At 71.7% G+C, this 11,136-nt stretch carries 10 protein-coding genes; 8 read left to right on the top strand and 2 right to left on the bottom strand.

What is annotated here, in order from left to right; genetic code table 11:
* Positions 1-9 precede the first annotated feature (9 nt).
* From IM725_RS02475 to IM725_RS02450, 6 genes are all read left to right on the top strand, one after another.
* A complete protein-coding gene (locus IM725_RS02475) occupies positions 10-489 on the top strand; it encodes a pilin (RefSeq protein WP_287066759.1) in 480 nt (159 codons plus the stop codon).
* Positions 490-724: 235 nt separating this feature from the next.
* Positions 725-1,198 carry a pilin gene (locus tag IM725_RS02470; RefSeq protein WP_193778982.1) on the top strand — a complete coding sequence of 158 codons (474 nt, stop codon included), beginning with the start codon at positions 725-727 and terminating at the stop codon, positions 1,196-1,198.
* Positions 1,199-1,294: 96 nt separating this feature from the next.
* Positions 1,295-2,458, top strand: a complete 1,164-nt coding sequence (locus tag IM725_RS02465) for a glycosyltransferase family 2 protein (RefSeq protein ID WP_193778981.1) — start codon at positions 1,295-1,297, stop codon at positions 2,456-2,458.
* Complete coding sequence (locus IM725_RS02460; protein WP_193778980.1) at positions 2,455-3,267, top strand: hypothetical protein; 813 nt, start codon at positions 2,455-2,457, stop codon at positions 3,265-3,267. The genes IM725_RS02465 and IM725_RS02460 overlap by 4 nt, the downstream gene beginning before the upstream one ends.
* The gene (locus IM725_RS02455) at positions 3,264-4,451 is read left to right on the top strand and encodes a hypothetical protein (protein WP_193778979.1); all 1,188 of its coding nucleotides are present in this window, start codon (positions 3,264-3,266) and stop codon (positions 4,449-4,451) included. The genes IM725_RS02460 and IM725_RS02455 overlap by 4 nt, the downstream gene beginning before the upstream one ends.
* A gap of 34 nt (positions 4,452-4,485) precedes the next feature.
* Positions 4,486-5,382: a glycosyltransferase family protein gene (locus tag IM725_RS02450; protein ID WP_193778978.1), complete on the top strand. Its 897-nt coding sequence runs from the start codon at positions 4,486-4,488 to the stop codon at positions 5,380-5,382.
* On the opposite strand, the gene IM725_RS02445 is transcribed toward IM725_RS02450, so the two are convergent.
* Positions 5,372-7,165, bottom strand: coding sequence for an ABC transporter ATP-binding protein (locus IM725_RS02445; RefSeq protein WP_193778977.1), 1,794 nt, complete (start codon positions 7,163-7,165; stop codon positions 5,372-5,374). The genes IM725_RS02450 and IM725_RS02445 overlap by 11 nt on opposite strands.
* Complete coding sequence (locus IM725_RS02440) at positions 7,158-8,138, bottom strand: glycosyltransferase family 9 protein (protein WP_193778976.1); 981 nt, start codon at positions 8,136-8,138, stop codon at positions 7,158-7,160. Before IM725_RS02440 ends, IM725_RS02445 begins: the two co-directional genes overlap by 8 nt.
* Positions 8,139-8,238: 100 nt before the next feature.
* On the opposite strand from IM725_RS02440, the gene IM725_RS02435 reads away from it, so the two are divergent.
* On the top strand, positions 8,239-9,492 hold the full coding sequence (locus IM725_RS02435) for a glycosyltransferase (RefSeq protein ID WP_193778975.1): 1,254 nt from the start codon (positions 8,239-8,241) through the stop codon (positions 9,490-9,492).
* Complete coding sequence (locus IM725_RS02430; protein ID WP_193778974.1) at positions 9,477-11,135, top strand: PglL family O-oligosaccharyltransferase; 1,659 nt, start codon at positions 9,477-9,479, stop codon at positions 11,133-11,135. Before IM725_RS02435 ends, IM725_RS02430 begins: the two co-directional genes overlap by 16 nt.
* Position 11,136: the final 1 nt, after the last annotated feature.

The raw sequence follows: 11,136 nt of genomic DNA, 5'->3' as shown, positions 1-11,136 counted from the left end.
GGAGCACCCATGAGGAAATCCCTGCAACAGCAACGCGGCTTCACGCTCATCGAACTGATGATCGTCGTGGCCATCATCGGCATCCTGGCCGCCGTGGCCCTGCCCGCCTACATCGACTACAGCAAGCGGGCGAAGATGTCGGAGCTGATCCTGGCGGCGTCGGCCTGCCGCACCACCATCACCGAGGTGTACCAGTCGGGCAGCACCACGCCGCCGGCCGATGGCTGGGGCTGCGAGTCCACGGACGCCAGCTCCAAATATGTCCGCAGTGTCCACACGGACCAGAACGGCGTGATCACGGTGATGGCCCAGGGGTTCAACGACGACAAGATCGACCAGATGCAGATCCAGCTCGTTCCGTACCGCGACGCCACCACCGTGGCCAAGGCCGCGAGCGACCTGGGCAAGCCGATCTTCAGGTGGGTCTGTGGCCCGACCGCGGACAACGGTGTCCCGCTCAAGTTCCTGCCGGGTACCTGCCGCGGCTGAGATCTGGGGCGAGCGCCGCGGATCGCGGCGCGCACACGTCGGCCGGCCTTGCGCCGGCCGACGTTTTTTCGTTGCCTGCTGACAATTTTGTTGCTTTTACAGTGAGCGATGACACAAATAGGAACCCAAATTGAGTACTAAAGAACCCAGAAATGGCTCATTTGTGAGTTAGTTCCGGGTGGCACAGCCTTTGCAGCAGAGAACACGCTTCTTCATCAACAACCCGGAGGTTCCAATGAAGCGTCAACTGCAACAGGGCTTTACCCTGATCGAACTGATGATCGTGGTCGCGATCATCGGTATTCTGGCCGCCGTGGCCCTGCCCGCGTACCAGGACTACACCAAGCGCGCCAAGATGTCGGAAGTCGTGCTCGCCGCCTCGGCCTGCCGCACCACCATCACCGAGGTGTACCAGTCCGGTTCCTCCACGCCCGCGGCCGACAACTGGGGCTGCGAGTCCACCAACCAGGCTTCCAAGTACGTCCTGAGCGTGCACACGGACATCAACGGCGTCGTGACCGTGGTCGCCACCGGCATCGATTCCACCAACATCGATGGCAAGGCCATCCAGCTGGTGCCGTATTCCACCGATTCCCAGGCCGCCTCCTCGTCCACCGACATGGGCAAGGCGATCTACAAGTGGGTCTGCGGTCCGTCGGCGTCCAACCCCATCCCCGCCAAGTACCTGCCCGGCTCCTGCCGCGGCTGATGACAGCCTGCAGGCCGCCTGAGGCCTGTAGCGCATGACCCACGAGCGGCCTTGTGCCGCTCGTTGCATTTGCGGCGAGCCCTTATCCTCCAGCCTATGCCCGAGACCGAGCTGACCGTGCTGATGCCCTGCCTGAACGAGGCGCGAACCGTGGCCCAGTGCGTGCAGGCCGCGCGGGACTTCCTTCAGCGCCACGGTGTCGCCGGCGAGGTGCTGGTGGCCGACAACGGCTCCGAGGACGGCTCGCAGGCGATCGCGCAGGCGGCTGGCGCCCGGGTGGTGCCGGTGCCCCGACGCGGTTATGGCGCGGCGCTGCTGGCGGGCGTGCAGGCCGCGCAGGGGCGCTACGTGATCATCGGCGACGCCGACGCCAGCTACGACTTCTCGGCCCTGGCGGACTACCTCGCCCGCTTGCGCGCCGGCGCGCAGCTGGTGATGGGCAACCGCTTCAAGGGCGGCATCGCGCCCGGGGCCATGCCCTTCCTGCACCGCTACCTGGGCAACCCGGTCCTCAGCTTCATCGGACGGCTCTTCTTCCGCACTCCGATCCGCGACTTTCATTGCGGCCTGCGCGGCTTCTCGCGCGAGGCCATGCTGCGCCTGGGCCTGATCACGCCAGGCATGGAGTTCGCCAGTGAGATGGTGGCCAAGGCCGCCCTGGGCGGGCTGCGTATCGAGGAGGTGCCCACCACGCTGCGGCCCGACGGGCGCGACCGCCCGCCGCACCTGCGCACCTGGCGTGACGGCTGGCGGCACCTTCGCTTCCTGCTGCTGTTCTGCCCGCGCTGGCTGTTCCTCTACCCGGGCGTGGGCCTCTTCCTCGCCGGCGCCCTGGGGCTGGTCCTGGGCTTGGCAGGGCCGGCCGTGACCCAGCCCCTGCATCTGGGCATCCACACGTTGCTGTTCCTGGGCGGCGCGACGCTGCTGGGGGTGCAGTTCATCATCTTCGCGCTGCTCACGAAGTGGCTCGCCGTGCTCGCGGGCCTGGTGCCGCAGCCCGGCTGGATGCAGCGCTGGGCCTCGCAATTCACGCTGGAGAACGGGCTGCTGCTCGGGCTGGCGTCCTTCATCGTCGGCCTGGCCTGGTCGCTCTGGCTGACGGTGGACTGGGTGCGCGCGGGCTTCGGCCCCCTGGACCCGGTGGAGACCATGCGCTCGGCCATCCCCGCGGTGACGCTGATGGCCGCCGGCATGCAGGTCGGCATCGCCTCGTTCTTTGCCGGCGCGCTGCATTTCTGCTGGCGCTCGGCGCGTTCATGAGCCTGCGCCTGCCCACCCCCGCCCAGGAGCTGGCGGCCCTGGTGGCCCTGGCTGCCCTGGCCTTCGCCGCAATACCGCTGGGCCTGGGCAGCATCGGCCTGAGCTGGGACGCCATCAACCACCACATCTACCTGGGCTGGATCGCTGAGCACCCGCGCTTCGACCGGGACTATCTTGCGGCCTCCGGCCAGTCGTTCCAGTACCCCTACCTGTACTGGCCGGTCTACAAGCTGTTCCAGGCCGGCGTGGCCGGGCGCTGGGCGGGCGCAGTGCTGGACCTGCTGTACCTGCCGGCGGTGCCCGCGCTGTGGCTGCTGGCGCGCCGCATGGTGCCCGAGCGGGACCTGTACGGGCTGGCGATGCGCGCGGCCGCCGTGCTGCTCGCCTTCCTGAGCGGGCTGGTGCTGTCCATGTTCGACAGCACGTCCAACGATCTCTACGCGGCCATCCCCCTGGTGTGGGCGGTTGCGCTGGCCCTCGAGGCCGTGCCCTTGCCGGCCGACGGCCACGGCCCGGCGTCCCTGCGGCTGCTCGTGGCGTCCGGCCTGTTCGCGGGCATCGCGGTCGCCTTCAAGCTGAGCAACGGCCCGCTGTCGCTGGTGCTGCCCCTGCTGTGGCTGCGCGGCGAGGCCCGGCAAGGCCGCCGCCTGGGCCAGCTGCTGCTGGCCGGCATCGCCACCCTTGCCGGCGTGGCCCTGGGCTATGGCCGCTGGGGGTGGTTGCTGTGGCAGCACTACGGCAACCCGGTCTACCCGTTCTACGACCCGCTGTTCGCACCGCTGCGCGCGGCCCTGGGCTGGCACCCATGATCCGCTTTCTGCCCGACTCGCTGCGCGAGGCCCTGCTGCGGCCCCTGGCCATGGCCGCACCGGATGGCGGGGTCTACACCGAAATCATCGCGCCCGACTTCCGCTTCGCGCTGGCCCTGCTGCTGGCCTTCGTGGTGGTGGTGGCCGGCCGGGCCGCAGTGCGCCGCAACCCGGCGCCGGCCTGGCTGCTCGCGCTGACCGCTGCCGCCTTCGTGCCCTGGCTGGTGACCAGCGGGAACGGCCGCTACTTCATGGCCTTCCTGCTGATGGCCGGCCCGCTGTGCGTGGGACTGGCCCACCTGCTGCCGGGCACGCGCGCCCTTCGAATGACGGTGGTGCTGGCCATGGTGGGCTGGCAGGCCATGCTGCTGACGCAGGCCGTGCCCTGGCGCAGCTGGAACCACCTGAGCTGGGGCGAGGGCGAGCCCTTCGCGGTGGACATCCCGGCCGATGTACGTGCCAGGCCGGCCACCTTCGTGACCTTGTCCAGCATCTCCTACTCCCTGATCGCGCCGCGCTTCCACCCCGACTCGCGCTGGATCAACATCGCGGGCCTGAAGGGGGCGGACGATCCCAGCGCCGACGGGCGGCGTGCCAAGGCGCTGCTCGACGCCTCGACCACGATGTTCGCGCTGTTCCCGACCTTGCCGGGCGGCCAGGACAGCGGCACCATGGACCCCGCGCTGGCCCAGGCCATCGACGACCTGCTGGCGCGCCAGGCGCTTTCCCTGGCCGATGCCGGGGCGTGCAGGTTCATGCCCTCGCGCGGCCTGGTCGCCATGGCCGAACGCAAGCTGGGCCAGGGCAGCCCCGGCACGGCAGCCCGGCTGAACGGCTTCTGGCTGTGCCCGCTGCAACACGGCGCCAACCCGCAGGCGCGCAAGGCGGCCGCGATCCCGGCGCGCGCCCTGGCGGCCTTCGAGCGCCTGGAGCAGGCCTGCCCGCGCCTCTTCCCGCCCGGCGATGCGATCGGGCTGCGCATTCCCCTGGGCGTGGTGCGCGGCTACCCGAGTTCGGACTTCAAGCTCTACGTGCAGGACGACGGCATCGTGTGGTTCAAGTACTTCCGCGCGCTCAACGGCGTGCGCGTGGGCACTGTCGACGAGGTGATGAAGCCCGGTTTCCACATGGACTGCGACCACGTCACCGGCCGCACCGGCCTGCCCTGGGAGCGCGGCCTGTGAGCCCGCTGGCGCAACGGCGCCCGAGGAGACAAGCATGCCCCTGCTGAAGCCCGGATCCCTGCCGCAGCGCAGCGTGAGCTACGCCTTCTCGATGTTCGAGGACCTGAAGTCGCGGCTGTACACGGCCAATCTGAAGCGCGTGGTGCCGCCGGTGCTGGAGGTGCAGTGCACGGGCCAGGCGCGCTTCAAGCACAGCGGCAATGCCGGCGACATCGTCTACGCGCTGCCTGCCATGCGTTCGCTCGCCGCCGGACTGCCCCTGTCCTTGCACCTGAAGCTGGACACGCCGGCCTACTACGGCAAGCGGGCCCATCCGCTGGGCAATGTCACCTTCAACCAGGCCATGTTCGACAGGCTGCGCCCGCTGCTGGCCGCGCAGCCGGGTGTCGCCGCATGCGAAGTCTGGCAACCGGGGCAGGCGGTGGACTGGGACATGGACCGCATGCGCGACTACCCCTTCCCGCAGCAAAGCGGCCACATCGCGCGCTGGTACTTCCTGACCTTCGCGGTCAATGCCGACCTGGGCCAGCCCTGGCTGTTCGCCGACCCGGCTGCGGAGTTCTCGGACGCGATCGTGCTGGCGCGCAGCCAGCGCTATCACGCGCCGTCCATCGACCACGCTTTCCTGTCGGCTTACCCCCGGGTGGTGTTCGTGGGCGTCGAGGCCGAATTCGCCGAGATGCGCCAGCGCATTCCCAGGCTGGAGTACCAGCCGGTGCGCGACTTCCTGGAGCTGGCCCGGGTGATCGCGGGTGCCCGCCTGTTCATCGGCAACCAGAGCTTCCCCTTCTCCGTGGCCGAGGCGCTGAAGGTGCGGCGCCTGCTCGAGGTCTGCCACCTCTGTCCCAACGTCATCCCCGAGGGGCCGCAGGGCTACGACTTCTGCTACCAGCCCCAGTTCGAGCTGCTGGTGCGGCGTCTCATGGCCTGAGGTCCGCCAGGCCCACCGGCTGCAGCCGGCCCTGCTGCAGTTCGTACACCCGCGTGCAGGCCTGCAGCGGCGCGGGGCGGTGCGAGACCAGCAGCAGGCCGCACTCGCGCGAGAGTTCGACCAGCGTCGCGATCACGTCGGCCTCGGTCGGGCCGTCCAGCGCCGAGGTCGGTTCGTCCAGCAGCAGGAAGCGGCGCCCGGCGTACAGCGCCCGGGCCAGTGCCAGGCGCTGCGCCTGGCCGCCGGAGAACTGCACGCCGTCGCGGCCGATCTCGGCGTCCAGGCCGCCGGGGAGCGTGCGCACGTGCGCCTCCAGGTGGGCGCGTGCCAGCGCGGACCAGACGCGCGCATCGTCGATCGCCTCGTCGGCGCAGCCGTAGGCCACATTGCGCCGCACCGAATCGCTGAAGACGGCCGGGCTCTGCCCGAGGTAGCCCACCGCCGGGAAGATGTCGCGGGCCGGGTCGGCGACCGGTCGCCCGTCCAGCAGCAGGTGGCCGGCCGAGGCCTGGCGCAGACCCGCGAACAGTTCCAGCAGGGTGGTCTTGCCCATGCCGGAGCCCCCGCGTATGCCCACCATCTCGCCGGGCGCAAGCGCCAGGTCCAGGCCTTGCAGCAGCGGCGGCCCGCCGGGATAGCCGTAGCTGGCCCCGGCCAGCGCCAGGGCCCGCGGGGCGGGCTGCAGGGTGGCGGGCAGGGGCAGGGCCGCCGTGGCGGGCCCGTCCCGGCCCACGGCCTCCAGGTCACCCAGGATGCGGGCGAACGCGAACTGGCCGAAGCGGATGCCCTGGGCGCTCATGATCAGGCGGTTCGCGCCGATCAGCAGGCGGAAGCCAGAGGCGGCGAACACGCCCACGCTGACGATGAGCGCATGCCGGGTGGCACCTTGCAGGCCGATCAGCACCGCGCCCAGCAGCACCCCGACCAGCACGAGTTCGAGCACGAAGCGCGGCCCGGTGGACAGCATCTGGAACGCGCGCAGGATGCGTGCGAGCTCGTCGCCGTTGGTGCGCAGGCGGCGCCGGGCCTCCTGGGCTGCGCGGTAGACGTGCACCTCGCGCAGGTGGTCGACCACTTCGCGCAGCCGGCGGGTGCGCTCGTCCTCGATGCGCTGGCGCTGGCGCCCCAGCGTGCCCACGGCGCGCCGGCTGGCCCGCATCAGCACCGCCACGGCGATGCCGACAATGCCCACCACGGCCGCCGTCAGCGTGGGCTCGGCCCAGAACAGGAACCCGACCACGGCCAGCATCAGCAGCAGTTCGGAGACGAAGGTCAGCGTGGGCAGGGCGACGGCGAAGACCAGCGTCTGCATCTCGCTGGTCATCAGGTTCAGCTGCACGGCGGGTGAGCGCCGCGCCGCCTGCTCGTAGTCCTGAACGAGCAGGTTGTGCAGCACGCGGTCGGACAGGAAGGCCTGCAAGTGGAAAGCGAAGCTGGCTTCCAGCCAGGCCAGGGCGGCCATGAAGATGTTCTTGAGCGCAAACACGGCCGCGCAGGCGGCCACCAGCCGCAGTGCCTGCTGCACGGGGTCGCCGGGGTCCAGCGCCCGCAGCAGGGCCTGCATCCAGGGGCTGGCCGTGCCGCTGGCGCCGGGCGTGATCGCCGACATCAGCGCCGTGAGCAGGGCCAGCCCCGCGACTTCCAGGGCGGCGCCCGCCACGTTGCCCAGCATCAGCACGGCGGCGCTGGCGCGCAGGCGCGGCGGCAGCTGGGCCCAGACCCGCCTGTACTTCGAGAGGACGGAGGAGTCGGCAGCGGCGCCGGACGGCGTCGCGTCAGCCATGGGTGGGCGCGATCAGGCCGGCTGCATGGAGGATGTGTTCGACCTGCATGGTTTCGAAGAAGCGGGCTCGCGGCACGCGGCCGGAGACTTCGTAGGCGGCATCGTAGCGCAGCGCATCGCGCCAGACCCACTGCGCGCCCGGCGGGCACTTGCGGGCCGGGTGCGTGGGGCCGAACACCGCCAGCACCCGGGGGTTCACGGCGGCGGCCAGGTGCATGAGCCCGGTGTCGGTGGTGATGACGCGCGCCGCCGACCGCAACGCACCCGCCGCCTCGCGGATCGAGGTGCGGCCGCACAGGTTGGTCGTGGCCGGTCCGGCGAAGCGCTCGTAGTACGCCGCCTCGGCCGCGGAACCCAGGAAGGCGACGGGCCCCTGCGCGGCGCAGGCCTGCACCAGACCCGCGAACAGTGGGTCGGGCATGCGCCGCACCGAGGAGTCCTCGTGGGGGTTGGCCCCGCCGCTGTTCACCAGCACCGTGGTGCCCGGTGCCAGGTCCGCCGCCACGGCGCCGCCGAATTCGAGCGCCAGGTCGTCGCGGTCGACCGGCAGGCCCGCCGCCTCGGCCAGGTCCAGGTAGGCGTGCACCTCGTGGCGCAGTGCGCCGTAGGGCACGTGCCGGGTCAGGCCCATCGCATCGACGGCGCGGCGGCGGAACCCGATGCGCAAGGGCGCGCCCGCCGCGCCCGCGAGCAGGGCGAAGATCCAGTGCTTGTCCAGGACGAACACGGCGTCGTAGCCGCGCAGTGCCCGCACGATGGCCGGCAGCCCGGCCGGCCGGGTGCGGAACAGCGTCGCGTCGTCGAAGCTGCGGACCGCGTCCAGCTGCGGGTTGCCCTCGATGGCCGCGCGCGAGGCCTGACCCACCAGGTACTCGATGCGCGCCTGGGGCCAGCCGCGACGGAGCTGGCGCACCAGCGGCGTCGTCATGAGCACGTCGCCCAGCGCGCCGATCTTCCACAGGAGCACCTTCATGGCGGGCCATGATAAGCGGCACTCCGCCCACGACGCCCATCGTCCGCCGCGCGGGGCGGGCGCAACGGAAGGGGCCCCCGCCTCGGCCACAATAGCGCCCATGCCCGAAGCCGCCCTGCCCGCCACCGCCCGCCGTGATGCGCGCGTGGCCTGCGTGCACGAGTGGCTGACCGAATGGGGCGGTTCCGAGGACGCGTTCCGCCTGATCCTCGCCTGCTTCCCCGGCGCTCAGGCCTTCGCGACCATCGACCACCTCTCGGCCGCCGACCGCCAGCGCCTGGCCGCGGCCGGCCCGATCCGCACGACCTTCCTGCAGAACGCCCCGGCCGTCGCCCGCCGCTTCTGGAACTACCTGCCGGTCACCGCGCTCGCGGTGGAAAGCCATGACGTGGGCGATGCCGACATCGTGGTGTCCAGCTCCCACGCCTTCGCCAAGGGCGTGCTCACGCGGGCCGACCAGTTCCACGTGAGCTATGTCTACTCGCCCATGCGCTACGCCTGGGACCTGCACCGCGAGTACCTGCGCGACTACGGCCTGGACCGCGGCGCCAAGGGTTGGCTGGCCCGCCTGCTGTTCAAGCGCCTGCGGGCCTGGGACCGGCAGACCGCCAACAACGTGGACCTGTTCGTCGCCATCTCGCGCCACGTGCAGCAGCGCATCTGGCGCACCTACCGCCGGCCGTCGCGCCTGATCTACCCCGCCGTGCGCGTGGAGCGGCTGCGCATGGAAACGCACAAGGAAGACCATTACGTGACGGTGTCGCGCCTGGTGAACTACAAGCGCATCGACCTGATGCTGGAGGCCTTCCGCCAGATGCCCTCGCGCAAGCTGGTCGTGATCGGCGACGGCCCCGAGATGCCGGCCCTGCGCCGCCGCTGCCCGCCCAACGTGGAGCTGCGCGGCCGCCTGCCGGACGAGGCGGTGGAGGCGGCCCTGCAATCGGCGCGCGCCTTCCTGTTCGCCGCGCACGAGGACTTCGGCATCTCCCCGGTGGAGGCGCAGGCCTGCGGCACGCCCGTCATCGCCTATGGCGCCGGCGGCTCGCTGGAGACCCTGCGGCCGCTGGGCGGCGCAGCCGAAGCGCCCACGGGCCTGCACTTCCCCGAGCAGACCGCCGCCTCGCTGGCGGCCGCGGTGCAGGCCTTCGAGGACGCGGGCCCCGTGTTCGACCCGCACGCCTGCCGTGAATTCGCCGAAGGCTTCAGCGAGGCGCGCTTCCAGCGCGAGTTCCGCGATTGCGTCGCGCAGGGCTGGGACGCCTGGAAGCAGGACCCGCGGGCGCTGGAGTCCCGGTTGTGCGACGGCCCGGCCGCCGACCCGCTGCCCTTCGTGCGCGGATGGGCGCAGCCGTGAACACCACGGTGCTGGCTTCGCCGCGCTGGGCGGCCCTGGGCTTGTGCCTGCTGCTGCCCTGGCTCACGCCTTATGCGGGGGGGCCGTCCTCCTGGGTGCAGCCCTGGTTGCTGGGCGCGGCCTGCACCGCGCTTGCGCTGGCCCTGTCGCCGGCCGGTCGCGTCGCGCCCCTGCTGGCCCTGGTGCTGGCGGGCGTGCCGGCCTGGGCCTTCCTGCGCAGCGGCCTGGCGCCCGAGACCCTGGGCCTGGCCGCGGGCTGCGCGATCATCGCCGCCAGCGCGTGCGTGGCGGCAGCCGGCGCGCAGGACGCGCGCTTCCTGCGCGTGCTGGCCGGGGCCTGGCTGGCCGCCTCGCTGCTCAGCACCCTGATCGCGCTAGGCCAGTACTTCGGCTTCACGCAGGGGCGCATCGGCTGGGTGAGCAACGCCGCCCTGGGCGAGGCCTACGCCAACCTGCGCCAGCGCAACCAGTTCGCCACGCTCACCAGCATCGGCATGGCCACCCTGCTCTGGTTCGCGCCGCGTTCACGCCACCGCCTGCTGCCCTGGCTGGCCGGCGCGGTGCTGGCGGCCGGCAGCGCGGCGACCACCTCGCGAACCGGGCTGCTGCAGCTGCTGGCCATCGGCGCGCTGGCGGTCGCCTGGCCCGGCCCGCGCCGTGAGCGCGGCCTGCAGTGGAGCGTGATGGTGCTGGCCTATGCCGCGGCGGCGATCGCGCTGCCGCTGCTGCTGGCCGCCGTTGGCGGCAGCGGCACCGCCTTGTGGGAACGCGTGGCCTCGGTGAACAGCTGTTCGAGCCGTCGCGTGCTGTATTCCAACGTGGTCCACCTGATCGCCCAGCGCCCCTGGCTGGGCTGGGGCTGGGGCGAGCTGGACTACGCGCATTTCATGACGCTGTACCCGGGCCCGCGGTTCTGCGACATCCTGGACAACGCCCACGACCTGCCGCTGCACCTGGCGGTGGAGCTGGGCCTGCCGCTGGCCCTGGCCGTCTGTGCCGCCATCGCCTGGGGCCTGTGGCGCGGCCGCCCGCTGGCCGAGGCCGACACGGCGCGGCAGATGGCCTGGGGCGTGCTGCTCGCCATCGGCTTGCACAGCCTGGTGGAATACCCGCTCTGGTATGCGCCCTTCCAGATCGCGGCGGGCGCGGCCCTCGGGCTCTTGTGCGCGCGGCCGGGCGGCCAGGCCGGTGGCACCGAACGCCCGCTGTCGCCCGCTGCCGCGGTGCGCGTGGCCCTGGGCCTGGCGGCCCTGGCCGCGGCCGGGTTCGCCGCCTGGGACTACCAGCGCGTGAGCCAGGTCTACCTCGCGCCCGAGGAGCGCCAGCCGCAGTGGCGCGAAGACCCGATGGCCGCGGCCCGGGTGTCCTGGCTGTTCGGGCCGCAGGCGCGCTTCGCCGACCTCACCACCACCGAGCTCACCCGCGCCAACGCCGCCACGCAGCGAACGATGGCGCTGGATGCGCTGCATTACTCGCCCGAGCCGCGGGTGGCGCTGAAGGCGATCGAGGCCGACGTCATGCTGGGCCGCAACGAGGAAGCGCTGCAGCTGCTGCAACGCCTGAAGGCGGCGTTTCCCAAGGACTACGAGGACTGGCGGGAGGAGAACCACAAGCCGCTGCGCGGCGCGTCGGCCGGCGACTGAA

It is taken from the genome of Ramlibacter aquaticus (assembly GCF_015159745.1).
GTDB classification, from domain to species: Bacteria; Pseudomonadota; Gammaproteobacteria; order Burkholderiales; family Burkholderiaceae_C; genus Ramlibacter; species Ramlibacter aquaticus.
This window is presented reverse-complemented; position numbering and strand designations above follow the sequence as displayed.

Excerpts from the sequence above, each read along its gene's own strand:
- IM725_RS02475 (WP_287066759.1), top strand. The coding sequence starts at position 10 with ATGAGGAAATCCCTGCAACAGCAACGCGGCTTCACGCTCATCGAACTG.
- IM725_RS02470 (WP_193778982.1), top strand. The coding sequence starts at position 725 with ATGAAGCGTCAACTGCAACAGGGCTTTACCCTGATCGAACTGATGATC.
- IM725_RS02465 (WP_193778981.1), top strand. The coding sequence starts at position 1,295 with ATGCCCGAGACCGAGCTGACCGTGCTGATGCCCTGCCTGAACGAGGCG.
- IM725_RS02460 (WP_193778980.1), top strand. The coding sequence starts at position 2,455 with ATGAGCCTGCGCCTGCCCACCCCCGCCCAGGAGCTGGCGGCCCTGGTG.
- IM725_RS02455 (WP_193778979.1), top strand. The coding sequence starts at position 3,264 with ATGATCCGCTTTCTGCCCGACTCGCTGCGCGAGGCCCTGCTGCGGCCC.
- IM725_RS02450 (WP_193778978.1), top strand. The coding sequence starts at position 4,486 with ATGCCCCTGCTGAAGCCCGGATCCCTGCCGCAGCGCAGCGTGAGCTAC.
- IM725_RS02445 (WP_193778977.1), bottom strand. The coding sequence starts at position 7,165 with ATGGCTGACGCGACGCCGTCCGGCGCCGCTGCCGACTCCTCCGTCCTC.
- IM725_RS02440 (WP_193778976.1), bottom strand. The coding sequence starts at position 8,138 with ATGAAGGTGCTCCTGTGGAAGATCGGCGCGCTGGGCGACGTGCTCATG.
- IM725_RS02435 (WP_193778975.1), top strand. The coding sequence starts at position 8,239 with ATGCCCGAAGCCGCCCTGCCCGCCACCGCCCGCCGTGATGCGCGCGTG.
- IM725_RS02430 (WP_193778974.1), top strand. The coding sequence starts at position 9,477 with ATGGGCGCAGCCGTGAACACCACGGTGCTGGCTTCGCCGCGCTGGGCG.